Source organism: Brevibacterium sp. RIT 803, assembly GCF_016892625.1.
GTDB lineage: Bacteria > Actinomycetota > Actinomycetes > Actinomycetales > Brevibacteriaceae > Brevibacterium.
The window spans coordinates 392383-407642 of sequence record NZ_JAFEMW010000001.1; the positions used below are offsets into that span (position 1 = coordinate 392383).

Below are 15260 nucleotides of genomic sequence, written 5' to 3' on the forward strand. Positions count from 1 at the left end.
GTGACATTTCAGCAGGCCAGCATCCGATTCGCTCCGGTACTCGGCCGGCACCTCGGCGACCGCCCCGTCGCCACCACAAAGACAATGAGAACGATATGCGTTGATGCATGCCGTTCGACGAAGTAGCTAAGAAAGGAGGGAACGATGACTCAGTTCCCACAGTGGGTCCAGCGTGCCATTGAGCATGCAGGACTGATTGATCCGACGATCAGCACCCGCAACGGCAAAGTCACGATCAGTGACATCACCGGCCGCGTCGTACTGTTCACCGGTTCATCGCTGCGTGAGATCACGCCGCTGGCGGCCTGATCGCCGCCGTCTGTCAGGTTTTGCCTCGCACTGCTGGGTTTTAAGCAGAGCGAGAACCACGACAGTCTGAGCTCTGCCCGACATCTCGCAGGTTTCACCTGCGACATGTCGGGCATTTCCATTTTCCGCCCACTGCCCTTCGCCCAAGCCGATCAGCTGGCATGTATGCCTTGTAGAGTGATACCTCCATGCACTCTGTCCGAAAGGACGACCATTGCAGCAGAACTCACGACACCAGCTATCACTTCTGGCCAGACGCCCCGACGTCGCGACCGACATTCTCCAGATCGTCAAGACGGTGATCGCAGCCACCGGCGCCTGGTGGCTGTCTGATAATGTTCTGAACTCCCAGATGCCGTTCCTGGCTCCGTGGGCGGCACTGCTGACAGTCCATGCCACGGTCCACCGCTCGCTGTCTCGCGGAGCGCAGTCGACGATCGCCTCAACCCTCGGTGTTGCCTTGTCCTTCGTCATCGGCAACTACCTGGGAGTGAGCATCTGGACATTTGCTCTCGCGCTCCTGGTCGGCCTCACCGCTGCGCGGCTGCCGTGGATCCGCGATGAAGGTATTGCGATTGCAACGACCGGAATCTTCGTCCTCGGCAGCGGCTTCGACAGTCAGCAGCCCTTTCTCGGGGAGCGGATCTTGGAGCTCTGCATAGGCGTCGCCGTCGGCATCGTCGTCAACCTCCTGGTCATTCCGCCTCTGCGGGATCAGCAGGCAGCACGGTACGTCGACAGCATCAACCGGCGCATGGGTGACATGTTGGTCGACATGGCAGATGAACTGGATGACAGCTGGGACACCGCCGAAGCCGATGATTGGACCCAAGAGACCGAATCGATGAGCCACGAGTTGAACTCGGCATGGCAGTCGGTCAGATTCGCCCGTGAAAGCCAAAAGGCGAATCCGCGTGATCGCCTTCGCCGCAAGCGCAATCCATCGGGCGGGACCCAGGATTCCCAGACGTCTTCTGAAGAGGCCAGCTACGAGAACATCCTGCAGCGGGTGGATGAAGGCATCTCCCATCTGCGCCATCTGACGCGAACTCTGCGCGAAGGGTCATATGAGAACGGCCAATGGGACACGCGGTTCCGTGAGCAATGGACCTCCGTCGTCCGGGATGCAGGACGGGCGATTGCCGACCCCGATGCAGAGGTCGAACCGATCTACCAGCGGCTCGAACAGCTGTCCGTGAGAATGGCCGAGGACAAAGGGCTCCCCGAGCGATCTTGGCCCCTCTATGGGTCGCTGATCGCGAGCATGCAGCATATCGCTGTCATCGTCGATGACGTCGCCTCGGCACGATCGGCTCGCAAATCTAGCTGACGCTCGCGGCTGCGGGCACCTCGTCTCTGTCGTCAGCACGTGGCTCGAAGCGGACCATGACTGCCTTGAAACCCGGAGTGTTCGACTCCCGGGCGACAAGGTCACGATGGACGAGTGCATTGGCTTCTGGGAAGTACGCCGCCACACATCCCTTTGCTGTCGGGTAGCCGACCATTCGAAATTTCTCTGCCCGACGCTCCTCACCGTTGAAGACGGAGATGACATCGACGAGCTGCCGGTCCTCGACCCCGGCTCCTTCGAGATCCGCAGGATTGATCAATATCACCCGTCGACCGCCGGAGATTCCTCGGTACCGATCGTCGAGTCCGTAGAAGGTGGTGTTGTACTGATCGTGGGAGCGCATCGTCTGCAGAATCAGGTGGCCTGCGGGCGGAATCAGGTATTCGAGCTGGCGCGTGGTGAACTGCGCCCGGCCGTCGTCTGTCGCAAACGACCGCTCGTCCCGTGGAGGATTGGGGAGGACGAAACCGTACTTATCGCGGACACGAGTATTGAAGTCTTCAGTGCCGGGGATGACCCGGGAGGCATGGTCACGGATGACATCGTAATCCTCAGCCATCGCCCTCCAGTCCACGACGTGGTCGGAGCCGAACACTGACTCGGCTATTCTGGCCAGCAGAACGGGCTCTGCCAGCAGATGGTCGGAGACGGGCTCGAGGCGACCCTGCGTCTTGCTGACCACGGACATGGAGTTCTCGACAGACAGGAACTGGGCTCCCCCGGGGTGCTTATCATCGCGGTCAGTGCGTCCCAGTGTGGGCAGGATGATCGAAGTCTTGCCGTGGACGACATGTGAGCGGTTGGGTTTTGTGGAGATGTGTACCGTGAGTCCGGTCTGTTTGAGACCGGACTCCATCAATGCTGTGTCTGAATTCGCCATCGCCAGGTTTCCACCCAGCGCCACGAAGACATCGACATCACCGCGCGCCATGGCCCGCATCGCCTCGGTGGAGTCGTAGCCATGCTCACGGGGCGCGTCAATCCCGAACTCGGTGTCCAACAGGTGCAGGAACTCCTCTTTCGGCTTCTCCCAGACCCCGAATGTACGGTCGCCTTGAACATTGGAGTGTCCCCGTACCGGACACGCTCCTGCCCCCGGCTTGCCGAAGTTGCCCTGCAGGAGCAGCAGATTCACGATCTCCTTGATCGTGTCGACGGAGTGCGGCTGCTGTGTGATTCCCAGTGCCCAGCAGAAGATCGTGGCTTTTGAGGCCGCCAGCATTCCGGCGACATGTTCAATCTCCGCGCGCTTGAGTCCAGTGGCAAGTTCCGTCTCGTCCCAATCGAGATCCTCTCGTGCCTGCGCGTAGGATGCGAAGCCATCTGTGGATGAGTCGACGAAATCACGATCGACGACAGTGCCTGGAGCCTCAGCCTCCATCTTGAGCAGCAGATGGCCCAAGGCCTGGAACAGTGCCTGGTCGCCGCCGACACGGATCTGGAGAAACTCATCACTTGTTCGCTCCCCGTCTGCCAGCAGTCCTTTCGGTGTCTGCGGATCTTTGAAGTTCAGGAGACCGGCTTCCGGCAGCGGATTCACCGCGACGACTTTGCCGCCGTTGCGTCGGCATTCAGCCAGGGATCCGAGCATGCGGGGGTGATTCGTTCCAGGGTTCTGTCCCACGACGAAGATGAGCTCAGCGTGATCGAGGTCCTCCAGGGACACTGTGCCCTTGCCGATCCCGATCGTCGGGCTCAACGCCGAGCCGGAGGACTCGTGACACATGTTCGAGCAGTCGGGAAGGTTGTTCGTCCCGATGCTTCGGGCCAGGAGCTGGTAGAGAAATGCCGTCTCATTGGGTGTGCGACCCGAGGTATAGAAGACGGACCGGTCAGGCTCGGTGGCCCGAATGTGTTCACCGATGATCTCGAAGGCTTCCGACCATTCGAGGGGCGAGTAGTGCGTCTCCCCCTCCCTGATGATCATCGGGTGGGTGATTCGACCAGACTGCCCCAGCCAATACTCGGTCTTCTTCTCGAGGACGGAGATCGGGTGCTGTGCCCACCATCCGGGCGTCGCCACACGCGTCGTGTTCTCCTCGGCAAGTGCCTTCGCACCGTTCTCGCAGAATTCGATCTTCTTCCGATCACCCGTGATCGATTCCGGCCAGGCGCAGCCGGGGCAGTCGACACCGTCGGGCTGGTTGACTCGGAGCATCGACCGCATGGTCCGGCTGGCCCCGCCCTGTTTGAGGCCTCGTTCGAACGAGACCTCGACGGCCTTCAGACCCGCCGCCGAAGTCTTGGGTTCGGTCACCACCAGTTCGGATTCGTCGATATCGTCGAATTCGACTTTTCGCCCACGCACACGTGTCATGAAGATCGCCTCTGATCTTGAGATGAAATTGATATATCAAACCCTATCCTGTTCTCCGTGGACTGCGCACTCCTGGATCTGGGATTTGCCAGGTCGGTGAGTCAACCACAGCCGTACGAGCCCGGGAAGAAGCGGACACGAAAAGCGGCCCATCCAAGCAGTTATGCTCGGATGGGCCGCAGGCTTCAGGGCGTTCAGGCCCTGAAGTGACTCAGAAGTCCCAGTCGTCGTCTTCCGTGTTCTCGGCCTTGCCGATGACGTAGGAGGAACCGGATCCGGAGAAGAAGTCGTGGTTCGTTCTTCATCCCAGGTCAACCGTGCGATCGTTGAATTCTAGGCGGAGTTAACGGGTGTCTGCCGGGGTCTGCCTGGTGTGATCGTGGGCAAAATTTGGGCAGATTCTGGGCATTCACTTCCCCTCCCACCACACATCATCAGGGTGCAACCACACACCAGTGAACTTGCACCGCTTGTCCTGCAGTTCAACGAAGATCGCAGGGCCGGACGCATCCAGGCGTAGCGCGTGGCCGTCCTTCCACTCCTCTCCATCGTGTTCCCAGATGAGGCGAGCGCGGACGGGGATCTTGGTGCGGGATGGTTTGTCTCTGGCGGGGAGTGAGTTGATGACGTTCTGCCATTTGAGTGCGCTGCCGGTGAAGTGGACGGGGTTGTTGGACATGGGATCTAGTGTGCGCTTCGGGGCTGACACTGGGTTGGGGGCTTAGTCTGGTGGGCATGAGCAACTGTGCTGTTGTGTGGTGTGACCGGGCCGCGGTGGCGCGTGGCCTGTGCATGCGTTGTTATGGGCGATACCAGCGTGGGCTCGGCCCGAACGATACGCGGCACTATACGACGCGGGAGACGAAGGAGCGGGTGCGCTACGAGGTGACTGAGCGGCGTGAGGCGGGCGAGTCCATTGCCGACATTGCGGTCTCGGTAGGTGTCAACGAGTCCACGTTGGGGAAATGGTTTCGTGAGTGGGGTGTGCGGCCGGCTGTTGGTAAACATGGGCGTTCGTTGGCTCCGAATATCTGGAAGCCATGGACTCGCGACGACGCAGCGGTGGCATATACACGCACGGACCTGTCGATTGCGGAGCGTGCTGAGATGCTGGGTCGGTCATACACGGGGGTTGCAGGGTTCGTGCGCGACTATGGGCAGCGCTCTGGGGATCCGTTCGGGATCAAATAGAGACGACGAAACGGCCCCGACTCCGCTCTAGTGGCGGGCCGGGGCCGCAGCGCGATAAGCATCAGCTGACCGTGTATGTCACATTTGTCCCGTTTTTCCTCCACCCGCAGTCCAGGGTGAGACGGACATGCTCTTTCGGGCCGGTGAACTTGTATGTAGCAACCGCATCTTTACCTATGAAGCAGTCGCGTGAATAGGTAAGTGTTCCAGTCCCTGTACACCAGTGAGTGATGTAGGTGTGATTCTTCGAGTCGGACACATTGTTACAGGTAATGTTCGCCGCCGAAGCTGGGGAGCCTCCCAGCATAAGACCCGCAGCGACGAGCAAACCTGTCGAGGCCGTAGCAGCGATTTTTCGTATTGGTCTACGCATAGCTGAACTCTGCCTTTCCGAATCCCATGGCTCCACCAACGCGGAATTGTTTGTTGCCACCACGCTCGTACCATGTCCATTGGTGGGACTTGCCGAACTTGTAGGTTAACGTCACTTGCCCGGTACCTTGACAACTGGTTGTGATCAGCGTGTCCATGCCGTCACGTGAGATAGTGGGTGCTTTGCATGCCGCTTTCGCTGATGCTGGTGCTTCTGCCATGACAGTGACCGGTGCTGCGAGAAGTGTTGCTGCAGCGGCGGCCGTGATCACGCGTTTCATTGGCAACTTCGATCGTGCTGAGTTGGCTTTCATTCTGATCACCGACAATCTAGGTTGTACGTGCAGTTGCACTTTGTAACATACGCCACTCAAATCTGTTCGAAACTAATGTTGTCGTTTTCTCATTGACTGCCAAGGATGGCTTCGAAACAGATGTTCGAAAACGACGAGTCAGCCCCGTCCCCCACCGTGATGGCCGACTGCGCCGGCCAAACGATATCTGGCATTGACAAGAACGGCCCAGGTGCTATCGCTATAGTCGGTGAACTACCTAATTGCAGGAGGCGAATCATGGAACTGACCCAGAACAGTCAAGACGAATGCACTCTCCGCAATGACGAGAACGCTGTCATATATCACGTTGCGATCACCGGTGACGTGTTCAAGGACATCAATGTTCCAGAACTGCAGCCGAACCAAGACATCCAATTCGAACTCGCCCCGCCAGCCCAACGACGCTCGGGCGAGCTACGAGTCACATGGGAGACCCACTTAGGAGAAAAACAGGTGCTCACGCAGGCACTTCACTAGGCAACGACGGTCTGCCTCCTGCGCCTCGCGGCTCTGACGAACTTTAGGACGGGCAGTATCTGGCCTAGAGTAACTCAAACTAATCGTTTGTATCTGCCCGAGAGAGATTCGAGTTGTATACGCTCCTCAATAACACTGCCGATTCGAAGTTTGACCTGCATTTGGCTGGAAAACTCGTGGCTTCGCTGCACTACACATTCGACTCGTTCGAGAATGAGTTCCATTTCTTCCACTGCGAATCGCTCGAATCTGACGACGCTGACATTCACTGCAGAGAACTCGTAAATCGGGCTATCGCTACAGCTCGAAAGAGTTGGTTGAAAGTACACGTCACGTGCCCGATTGCACTCAAACACATGGACTTGGGCGCTTAGTAAATGTCCGGAAACGACGACAAGGCCCCCACCGCGTCCTGCGACGGGGGCCTAAATTCTGTCTATATCAGTGCTTCGGTTCGTAGCCGTCAAGTGGTGAGGCGTAGCCGAATCCGGCCACAAACTAGCTGTGCCTACGCCTCGAGTAGATGACCGCACACCAGATTAAGGTCGATCCGACTAGAGCTGCACAAAAGACCCACGAGACAAAGACCACCATCGATTGCAAAATCCACCCGTCTTCCGTACTGAGGTAAGTCACGGTCGCGGCGATGCTAAGCCCTACTGACAGAACAGAGAGAGCTACCAGGGCCCAGAACAGGATCTTCGCAATGATCGATTTCATAGTCAGTTATTCTTCCCCGAACCTTTGTAATGTCCCTTGCCGAATGTTCGCACGAAAGTCGAGTACATCGCAGCTTTTGAAAAGCAGTTAACCCGCGCCGAACCCTTCTTCTTCTTGGCGATACAGATTTTAGTCATAGCCGTGCGGAACTCATTGTCGCAGGTCTTCCTGTCCTTCTTCGACCCCTTGCTGTAGCAGCGGTCATGGTTGTCACAAGCTGGCTTGAACAGTTTATTCCAAGGCTTGTACCCCTTGAGTCCCTTGGGCACTGAGCAACCATTCGGCTTCGCATACGCACTTATCCCGGACTCGGCTCCTGCGTTGTCACGAATTAGAGCCTCCGCAGAAGTTTCGCCGTCGAACTCTCCTGCCTTCTTAAGCTCTTCCATTTGCTGGCTCAATTCATTCAGAGCCTCTCGGTCGATGTTATTTGGCTCGACCGCTGATGATGCAGTCGCGCCCGCGACCAACGCTAGCGAGAGGATAAACAGGGAGGCAACAAGAGTGCCAAGCACTCGCTTCAACGTATTCATAGAGGAGCCTTTCATAGATGCGGGTGTCGTCACAGCGTCGCATGCGCGTTGTGGTTCACACATCGCATGAAAGTATGAAGTTCGGTTCCCGTCTGGGACGATCAATTCGGCTGCTGCGTCGACCAACGAGCCAACGACGAATGACCCCGACCGCACCGTGATGGTGGGCCGGGGCCATTGTGTGTCCGCGGTCAGTGCTTCGGCTCGTAGTCGGCGGCGACTGGCGTGTCATCGGGTTTGACGTACTTGCCGGACTTGGCTGGGACGAAGTACGCGAGGGCACCGACGGTAAGTGTGACGACCGCGGCTCCGATGTACTCGGGAATTTTGAGTCCGTTCTCGGCGGCGACCCAGATAAGGACTGTCACGAGTGCGCCGGCCAGTACTTCGAGGCTGGTCTTCTTCGATGGTTTGGTGTCCATGGTGTTCTCTCTTTCGTTCGGTTACCAGAGTTTCCCGGCGTTGAGGTTGCGCTGTAGCTGCTTGACCATTGCGGACGGATTCGACACCTTGCCGTCCGCACCGGTGCCGAGCTTGCGCTGCAGGGCCTTGATCGTGTTCGGACCGATGCGTCCGTCATCATCGACGCCGAGCTTTCCCTGCAGAGCCTCGATGACGTTGGACGAGCGCGGGTTCTTCGTCCACTCCCACCCGGACAGCAGGCCCGGGTTGTCGGACTTGTACGCGATCGGCTGGAAACTGACCTGGCCGTCGACTGGTGTTCCGAGCTCTTCCTGGACACGACGTGTGGTGGACTCTCCCCACTTACCGTCAACCGTGAGCTTGTCGACCTTCGGCTTCGAGGGCTTGGACGGTTCCGGCTTTGGCTTGGCCGACTTGTTGAGCTTCGGCTTACCGGCCTTCTCCCATGCGGCCACGGTGTCTTCGCCGACGAGTCCGTCTGCCTTCACGCCGATCTGCTTCTGCAGATCCTTTGTGTCGGCCTCGGTGGTGGGGCCGAAGTAGCCGTCTGCCTTCTTCTCGTCGTAGCCGAGCGCATCCGTCTGCCAGTCTTTGACTCGGGTGCGACCGTCTCCGTCTCTGTCGTACAGACCGAGCGGGGCGTCGGGGCCGACGACGGTGTAATCGGACCCTCCACCGGACGAACCGCCACCCTTGACGGCATCGGCGCCGAGAATGCGCTTCATCGGCAGGTCGCCGGGGTCGCCGTGAGTGTTCTCCGGAGCATGCTGGTGGCCGAGAATGCCCTTGTACCGGGTCCATTCGCTGCCCGACATGCGGACGCTGCTATTGCCGTAGGAGCTCGGGTACGCCTTCCACGCCACGGAAGTCTTGAGCGGGATACCCGTCGCGTCGTGGATCTTCTCAAGCAGCCACTTGAGCCGGCTCGCCATGGCATCGGACATGTCGGGAAGGTACTGGTAGCCGTACTTGCGGGAGAACGACGCATCGCAAGTGCCGATGATCTCGATCTGTATCACACCGTCGCGGTTGGTCTGCACGCCACCGGACGCGTTGCGCAGTGCACGAGCGGCCCGGTTCATCGGGGAATGCTGACGGACCTCACCGTTTTCAAGGTCAATCGTGAAATGGGGAGCGGATGCTCCGCCACCGTAGCCGGGGAAGCTGCCCGTCTCGGTGGAGTGCAGGAGGATCTTGTCGGGGCTGGCGGTGAAGCTTCCGCCGTCGCGTCCCCAGGATTGGCGCTTAACGCCTGAGAGCCAAGTGGCCATGATGTTTCTCCGTTCGTGAATGACGAAACCCCGGCAGGAGTGTCCTGTCGGGGCTGATGGTGTTCAGTTCTGGGGCGTTGTTGTCTAGGGTTTGAGGATGGACGATGAAGAACGGCACATGGTCAGGGCGCAAATCACCGTCGAGATTGAGGTGACGGACTTGGAGAAATTGCGCTCATACTCCCCGCACACGCTTCGGGTGACTGACGATGAGACTGCCGCCGCGGTATTGGCCAGTATTGCCGCAGAAGCTTGGACCGGAGCTGGCGAACGAGTTGGCCTCGGCAGAGGGGTCGGGATGAAGGTCCGCTCCGTTCCGCGAGACGACGACTAGACCCGCAACTACGGTACCGCCATGGGTGCGTTCGATGCTGAAGTCGTCGGGGTGGGCTGAGTGGCTCTGCATGGCCCGGTCACGGTGACGGTGGTGCCGTCCGTGAACTCGAACAGCCAGTCGCCGTTCGAGGTGCAGGTGACGTCGGAAATGCCTCGGCCAGCGCTGCCCTTCTCTCCTGCAGATCCGGGGTCACCTTTGCTGCCGGGTTCGCCTTTTGGTCCGGGTGGTCCTGGTGGGCCGACAACGGATTCTCCTGGTGCCCCTTTGTCTCCTTTGGATCCTGCTGGCCCGGGAACGGATTTGCCGTCTTCGCCTGGTGAGCCTGGCTCGCCGGCAGGGCCTGGGACCTTGGAGTCTTCACCCGGCTGACCGGCAGGACCGGGAACGTTTGAGTTCTCACCATCACTCCCGGGTTTGCCAGCAGGCCCGGGAATGGTTGAGCTCGGCCCCGGTTCGCCCTTCGGCCCAGTCGGTCCGGGAGGTCCAAGGGGGCCGGCCTGGGCTGACTCCTTCACGTTCTTCTTCACCTGGTCGGCCTTCGTGCAGATGTTGCGGCCGTTGACCTTCACCTCACCGTTAGAACACGCCTCGGCAACTTGATCTGCGAGAGCATTCGCGTTGCTCGCCGCGTCGTCCGCTTCCTGTTTGGATGACGAGATCGACCACACGGTCCAAATCAGACAGCCGATGACGAGAACCATGCCGAGGGCAATAGACCAGCGTGGCGGAAACTCTCGGTCCCGGCGGTCGTCGTGCCTATTTCTCATCTGTCATCGCCTCCCCTGAGCCGCAGGAGACGATTCTCTGCCTCGAGTGCTGCGACCTTGGCGCGTTCGTCTGCGAGTTCTGCACGCAATTCCTTGTTGTCATTCTGTTCCCGGTCAATGTCTTCGCGCAGTTCAGCGCGGCGTTCGGCACTGAATTTCCGGTCAGAGATCGCCCACCACACTGCTGCGATTGCGAGGCCGCCGGGACCGCCGTAGGTGGCGAGGAACGATGGGATGTCCACACGTGATGTCCTCCCTGCTTTTGGGTATAGAAAACCGCACCCCGGAACGGAGTGCGGTCAATGAGTTGGGATCGGGCAGTGTAGTTACCGCCTCGGGTCGTCGACGAGGAACCCGTCAACACCGAGGCCCAAATAGGTGGGGGCGTTGATTCTCAGGTTCGCTCCCCACGTCCACAGCTTCACACCTGTGTCAGTGATGCGTTTCGCCGTGGTCTCGTTCAACCTGTCCATATGCATGCCGACCGCAGTGACACCGTCAACAATGGTGGGCGTGCTAGTTCCACTCACAAGCTGAATGGTGTTCATCCCGGATCGAGCGAGACGACTCGTGATCTGATCGTCAAACGACTGAGTGATCACCTCGCCGCGGTAGGGCCAAAGTATTTCGACGAACTTGTCGACGTTGGGTGCTTTCAACTCGATCATCATCACCGTGTCAGTTCCGCCGAACTCGTCGAGCATGTCTGAGAGAAACGTGGCCGGCGCCGGGTCGCCACCGTTCGGGGATTTGATGCGCAGCTGCTTCCACTGCGCGGTGGTCATGTCCGAGACTTTCCCAGTCTTCCCATCGGCAGCGATCCGGTCGATGGTGTCGTCGTGGATGACGACGAACGTCCCGTCCTTGAGCTGCTGGACGTCGAACTCGAGGATTACCTTCGGGTCTTCGTCGTTGACGGCTTTCGCCCCGGCCAGGGTGCACTCTGCGTAGAGCGCTGACCCACACCTGTGCGCTGCCACCGCCGGGTACTCGACTCGGGTGAGGGCGTTTGTCTCTTCACCTTTCGTGGCGACGCTGAGCACGCTTGCGAGTAGTGCCGTCACCGCAACCACAGCCAGAACGATGACCACCACTCGTTTACGCATGACACCGATTCTACTGTTCCCATAGTGACCTCACGATTTGTAGTAGTAGATGCCTTCGAGGGACACCCACGCCCCGCCGGACTGGCTGTGGTAGACACGAAACATTGTCGGCGAACCGGCAGACGAGAATTCGACGCGCCGCAGATTGGTCCCAGACGTTGATGCTGCAGGGCAGTTGACGGCTTGGGCAGGCCGTGCGGCAAATGGAACCGTGAACAGGTCTGCAGTCCCCAGCCTCATGTCGTTAGCTTCTGGTGGTGTTCCGCTGACCCGGACCACCCCGCGCCATTCGACTTTCTCATCCGGCCAGATCCGGTAGGCAGGCGTGAACCCCCACGTTTGCGGCCCGTACCCGGTCGCGAACGTAGTGACTGGAATCCATGCGGGAACGGCAGTCGATGACATTGTGCCGTCTGCGTGGAATACGAGTGGACCCATTCGTCCTGATCCGTCACCCCTGAATTCGATGTTGCCAAGGGCGGAGCGGACGATTCCAGGTGTTGAGTTTGGGAACGAATTTGATACGGGAGGCGCAGCCCCGAGCGTGGCGAAGTCCTGGACGATGAGAGAACCGCCTTCGGCGGACACCGGCACCAGACCATAGTCAGTGTCTATCGGTTCCGATGGTTCACGTGCAACATACACGCGCACCGAGGTAACTCCTGCTGGCATGTCTCCGGGTGAGAGTTTGATTCCTGACCTGCGGGACCAGGTGAATTGTCTCGGTGCGCTGATCGTTGTCTCGTTCACACCGTCACTCCACGTGTACACCGCCCACCAGTCGTTCGTTTCGGGACCGGGAGCACCGTTCGGGTACTTTGTGGTCGACATTGTGATGAGATTGCCGGAGGTCGACAGGTGGTGGAACCTGCCGTTGGCCCACACAGTGCCACGCACTTCTTCCTTGTCGCCTGCGAACCAGCCAGCCGACTCAGCTGCTTCTCCCGTTGTGGGATTAAAGACGTTGGTTGCCCCGCTATCGACGGCGCCCGTGAGGATTGCTGTGCTCGCTTCGAAGTCGAACGTGCCGATACTGAAAGCTATGACATCTCGATTGATTTTTGCTGTAGCGTCATAGCGAGCTTGGCCCGCCCCTGTCGTCTTGTCGTATTTCCGCCAGGAGACTTCACCTGTGGCCCAGCACTGAGCAACGAACACGTACGTGCCGTCAGTGCCGATCGCTGGCTGGTAAGTACCGGAACCGTAGGCGGCGTACTCCCATCTGCGTTTCAGCGTGCCCGCGAAATCGTAGACGTAAATGAACCGTTTCGACTTGTCCCGCAGATCGTCCTCTTCGATGCCGAGCGCAAAGATTTCATCCCCGATGACGGTGATGCCGTTGCGCACCCAGAAATAGTGGTCGAACGACGACACGAGATTCCCTGCAGCGTCGATGCGCTCCATCCGGTCCTGGGCACCGGTCACCGAGTTGTCCACGGCACGCCAGAAATATGTTCCATCGAACGCCAGACCGACAGCGTTCTCCGTCTCGGATAGAGGCGGGAACTGTGTGCGCTTCACATACGACGACACGTTCGGTGGAGTCGCTGGTGGGGTCACACCCGATTCGAGCTGCATCTGCCCACCGGAAGCAACCACTGCCGGGCCTTCGATTGCCATACGTCCAGTGGCGGTCAATGATTTGGCTCGCACATCACCTGCAAACGATGCTGGTGAACCGTCTGAGGGGAGGCTGATGTTTAGCGCACCGTCAGGCCCGAACTGGCGGATCCCGTAGTCCTCGGTGATTTCGACTGCGTTGCCGACACGGATGACGGGTGATTCGAGGAGGAGGCCGCGGGCTGCTTTGAAGTTGAGCGCGTCAGCTTCGAGGCTTCGGCCAGAGATGGTCTCGGCTTTGATCAGGATACCGTCGAGCTCGCCGACTGTGGCGGTGCCCAAATCGACGGAAGCAATTACCTCGTGGGCCATTTCAACCTGGACCCACCCGTCTGCTTGGTACTGGTATTGGGCGATGATCGCCAGATACTCGTCGCCGTTCTCACGCGTACGGAACTCGTTTACCCACCATGTATCGCCGACAATCCCCGGTTCGTCTGCAGTCGGCGGTCGCAGTGACCAGGTGATCTTGTTTTTCCCGTTAGCACTGTCCTGCACGGCCTCGATCGCACCCGACAGGTCAGTGACTTTCACCTCGACCGTGCCAGCTGAGAAGAACTCTGACTTCTTACCCGCCTGCGACACCGACCGAACAGCCACAGCCCACTGCCCGGTCTGGTTCGCCACGACCGTGGCAGACGCGCCCTCCTTCGCGTTGATGGTCGCGAACGAGACGGCGCCGGAATCCTCGACCAAAGTGGCCGCGAACTCGAGATAGGCCAGATCGTAGGTCGCTGGCGCACCATCCTGGAACGTGCCGTCCCAGGTGCCCTGAATCAGAGGACCATCCGCGAGAGCAGTGAAGCCGGCAGGAACAGGCGGAATCGGGCCGTCGAAGAATCGAGTGGCCCCGGAACCGTCTTCTTGGAACCCAATGGTGCTAATGAGGTTGCCATCTTCATCGTTGACGTCCATGGTGCCGGCCTCAATGGACGTGCGCTGAGCTTGCGGAGAGTTGGCGAGCGCATTGAATTTGCGTTCCAAGCGGTCATGGTCCGCAGCAAGACGGTCCAGACGTGAGTACAAGCTCATGTGATCTTCTCCGATCTGCGGATCTGCAACGTGGAATTGTTCTTTTCCGGGTGATGGATGATGCCGAGAATGCGCACCCACAAGTCGCCGAAGTCGGCCCAGCCGACACCGGACTGGATGAGGACTTCGTCACCGGCGTGATAGGTGCCCACCGGCGCATTGGGATGGTCCCACACCTCAATCTCAGTGATGTCGAGTTCGCCAGACAGGGCTTTCAGCTCCGAGGCGACACGGGTCTTCGCAACTTTGTCCTTGCCGATCGACTTATCGGAAACGACTTTCCACCGGCCGAGGCGCTTCGTGGGTTTCGAATCTTCAGCCCGCACCATCTTTCGGCCCTGACCGGATCCGAGGACGAGAACATGTGAGGCGTATTCGTCACCGTCATCCGTGACGGGAATGTTGTCGGGAATGTTCTCCCCCACGACGAACCTCAAGTCGGTGCGGCGTGACCCGAGTTTCGGGTATCCGTACTCGATCTCGTGGATGATACGGTCCTGGTCACCATCCGCCCACCGATGATTGACTGCCCACTCGTACCCGCCGATCTCAGCGAGTTGCGTGCGTTCCTTGTCCAGGTCGAGAGTCTGCCAGTACGCGAGATAGTACAGTTCCTTCTTTCCCGTCACCGTCTCCGACAACTGCACACGTTGAGACTCCTTCGCCCCAGCGGGAACCAGGCCGAGGTTGAACGGCTTCCGCTGGAACTCTTCGATGATGTACCGGTCGATGACCAGCGGGTCGGCAGTGTCGTACCTGTCCTCCCCGAGCCACGGCTGCCCCTCCCAATACCCGGAGAAACCGATACCGTCCAAGACGAGTTCGGGCCCATTCATGGGGTTCTGGGTGACAATGCCGGCGCCACGAATCTGCCCGGACGCTTCCGCATAGATCGCTGTCGACCAGGGAACAAAGATCGGTTTACCGTCGTCGTCTTTCAAGGTCGCAATCTCGGGGGTGATCTTCGCGTCCAATCCCCCGTGCCCGGACAGGGACTCCTGCACGGACACGTCAGAGAGGGGAAGATTCCAGTCCAGGAACGTCTCAGTACCGTCACCGTTCAACCTGCTCGCGATGTAACGCCACTCAGACATGAGGC

Annotated in this window: 15 protein-coding genes; 4 read left to right on the top strand and 11 right to left on the bottom strand. The window is 59.3% G+C overall.

Going from position 1 to position 15260, the window contains the following annotated elements; translation table 11 throughout:
• Window positions 1-144: 144 nt before the first annotated feature.
• Both JTF07_RS01770 and JTF07_RS01775 read left to right on the top strand, forming a co-directional pair.
• Entirely contained in the window at window positions 145-309 is a 165-nt protein-coding gene (locus JTF07_RS01770; RefSeq protein ID WP_204232609.1) for a hypothetical protein, read from the top strand.
• Between the two features lie 214 nt (window positions 310-523).
• The gene (locus tag JTF07_RS01775) at window positions 524-1639 is read left to right on the top strand and encodes an FUSC family protein (protein WP_204232610.1); all 1116 of its coding nucleotides are present in this window, start codon (window positions 524-526) and stop codon (window positions 1637-1639) included.
• On the opposite strand, the gene JTF07_RS01780 is transcribed toward JTF07_RS01775, so the two are convergent.
• The 3 genes from JTF07_RS01780 to JTF07_RS01790 form a co-directional block, all read right to left on the bottom strand.
• Window positions 1632-3977 (bottom strand): FdhF/YdeP family oxidoreductase, encoded by a 2346-nt coding sequence (locus JTF07_RS01780; RefSeq protein WP_204232611.1) that lies wholly within the window; start codon window positions 3975-3977, stop codon window positions 1632-1634. The two genes, JTF07_RS01775 and JTF07_RS01780, sit on opposite strands and share 8 nt — an antisense overlap.
• Before the next feature lie 409 nt (window positions 3978-4386).
• Window positions 4387-4656, bottom strand: coding sequence for a hypothetical protein (locus tag JTF07_RS01785; protein ID WP_204232612.1), 270 nt, complete (start codon window positions 4654-4656; stop codon window positions 4387-4389).
• Window positions 4657-5533: 877 nt separating this feature from the next.
• Window positions 5534-5854: a hypothetical protein gene (locus JTF07_RS01790; RefSeq protein ID WP_204232613.1), complete on the bottom strand. Its 321-nt coding sequence runs from the start codon at window positions 5852-5854 to the stop codon at window positions 5534-5536.
• 258 nt (window positions 5855-6112) lie between these two features.
• On the opposite strand from JTF07_RS01790, the gene JTF07_RS01795 reads away from it, so the two are divergent.
• A complete protein-coding gene (locus tag JTF07_RS01795; RefSeq protein ID WP_204232614.1) occupies window positions 6113-6352 on the top strand; it encodes a hypothetical protein in 240 nt (79 codons plus the stop codon).
• A 722-nt stretch (window positions 6353-7074) separates the two neighbouring features.
• On the opposite strand, the gene JTF07_RS01800 is transcribed toward JTF07_RS01795, so the two are convergent.
• The 3 genes from JTF07_RS01800 to JTF07_RS01810 all read right to left on the bottom strand — a co-directional run bounded on the left by JTF07_RS01800 (window position 7075) and on the right by JTF07_RS01810 (window position 9299).
• Window positions 7075-7605 (bottom strand): phospholipase A2 family protein, encoded by a 531-nt coding sequence (locus JTF07_RS01800; protein ID WP_204232615.1) that lies wholly within the window; start codon window positions 7603-7605, stop codon window positions 7075-7077.
• Between the two features lie 191 nt (window positions 7606-7796).
• Window positions 7797-8027, bottom strand: coding sequence for a hypothetical protein (locus tag JTF07_RS01805; RefSeq protein WP_204232616.1), 231 nt, complete (start codon window positions 8025-8027; stop codon window positions 7797-7799).
• Window positions 8028-8048: 21 nt separating this feature from the next.
• Window positions 8049-9299 carry a peptidoglycan-binding domain-containing protein gene (locus JTF07_RS01810; RefSeq protein WP_204232617.1) on the bottom strand — a complete coding sequence of 417 codons (1251 nt, stop codon included), beginning with the start codon at window positions 9297-9299 and terminating at the stop codon, window positions 8049-8051.
• Window positions 9300-9396: 97 nt separating this feature from the next.
• On the opposite strand from JTF07_RS01810, the gene JTF07_RS01815 reads away from it, so the two are divergent.
• Window positions 9397-9633, top strand: a complete 237-nt coding sequence (locus tag JTF07_RS01815) for a hypothetical protein (protein WP_204232618.1) — start codon at window positions 9397-9399, stop codon at window positions 9631-9633.
• An 8-nt stretch (window positions 9634-9641) separates the two neighbouring features.
• On the opposite strand, the gene JTF07_RS01820 is transcribed toward JTF07_RS01815, so the two are convergent.
• The 5 genes from JTF07_RS01820 to JTF07_RS01840 all read right to left on the bottom strand — a co-directional run bounded on the left by JTF07_RS01820 (window position 9642) and on the right by JTF07_RS01840 (window position 15255).
• A complete protein-coding gene (locus tag JTF07_RS01820) occupies window positions 9642-10403 on the bottom strand; it encodes a collagen-like triple helix repeat-containing protein (protein ID WP_204232619.1) in 762 nt (253 codons plus the stop codon).
• Complete coding sequence (locus tag JTF07_RS01825) at window positions 10400-10645, bottom strand: hypothetical protein (RefSeq protein WP_204232620.1); 246 nt, start codon at window positions 10643-10645, stop codon at window positions 10400-10402. The genes JTF07_RS01820 and JTF07_RS01825 overlap by 4 nt, the downstream gene beginning before the upstream one ends.
• An 84-nt stretch (window positions 10646-10729) precedes the next feature.
• Window positions 10730-11509, bottom strand: a complete 780-nt coding sequence (locus tag JTF07_RS01830; protein ID WP_204232621.1) for a glycerophosphodiester phosphodiesterase — start codon at window positions 11507-11509, stop codon at window positions 10730-10732.
• Between the two features lie 30 nt (window positions 11510-11539).
• Entirely contained in the window at window positions 11540-14161 is a 2622-nt protein-coding gene (locus JTF07_RS01835) for a hypothetical protein (RefSeq protein WP_204232622.1), read from the bottom strand.
• The gene (locus JTF07_RS01840; protein ID WP_204232623.1) at window positions 14158-15255 is read right to left on the bottom strand and encodes a hypothetical protein; all 1098 of its coding nucleotides are present in this window, start codon (window positions 15253-15255) and stop codon (window positions 14158-14160) included. Before JTF07_RS01840 ends, JTF07_RS01835 begins: the two co-directional genes overlap by 4 nt.
• Window positions 15256-15260: the final 5 nt, after the last annotated feature.

Coding starts and splice junctions, on each gene's coding strand:
- JTF07_RS01780 (WP_204232611.1), bottom strand. CDS start 3,977: ATGACACGTGTGCGTGGGCGAAAAGTCGAATTCGACGATATCGACGAA.
- JTF07_RS01800 (WP_204232615.1), bottom strand. CDS start 7,605: ATGAATACGTTGAAGCGAGTGCTTGGCACTCTTGTTGCCTCCCTGTTT.
- JTF07_RS01840 (WP_204232623.1), bottom strand. CDS start 15,255: ATGTCTGAGTGGCGTTACATCGCGAGCAGGTTGAACGGTGACGGTACT.
- JTF07_RS01790 (WP_204232613.1), bottom strand. CDS start 5,854: ATGAAAGCCAACTCAGCACGATCGAAGTTGCCAATGAAACGCGTGATC.
- JTF07_RS01785 (WP_204232612.1), bottom strand. CDS start 4,656: ATGTCCAACAACCCCGTCCACTTCACCGGCAGCGCACTCAAATGGCAG.
- JTF07_RS01805 (WP_204232616.1), bottom strand. CDS start 8,027: ATGGACACCAAACCATCGAAGAAGACCAGCCTCGAAGTACTGGCCGGC.
- JTF07_RS01830 (WP_204232621.1), bottom strand. CDS start 11,509: ATGCGTAAACGAGTGGTGGTCATCGTTCTGGCTGTGGTTGCGGTGACG.
- JTF07_RS01795 (WP_204232614.1), top strand. CDS start 6,113: ATGGAACTGACCCAGAACAGTCAAGACGAATGCACTCTCCGCAATGAC.
- JTF07_RS01835 (WP_204232622.1), bottom strand. CDS start 14,161: ATGAGCTTGTACTCACGTCTGGACCGTCTTGCTGCGGACCATGACCGC.
- JTF07_RS01810 (WP_204232617.1), bottom strand. CDS start 9,299: ATGGCCACTTGGCTCTCAGGCGTTAAGCGCCAATCCTGGGGACGCGAC.
- JTF07_RS01815 (WP_204232618.1), top strand. CDS start 9,397: ATGGACGATGAAGAACGGCACATGGTCAGGGCGCAAATCACCGTCGAG.
- JTF07_RS01820 (WP_204232619.1), bottom strand. CDS start 10,403: ATGAGAAATAGGCACGACGACCGCCGGGACCGAGAGTTTCCGCCACGC.
- JTF07_RS01770 (WP_204232609.1), top strand. CDS start 145: ATGACTCAGTTCCCACAGTGGGTCCAGCGTGCCATTGAGCATGCAGGA.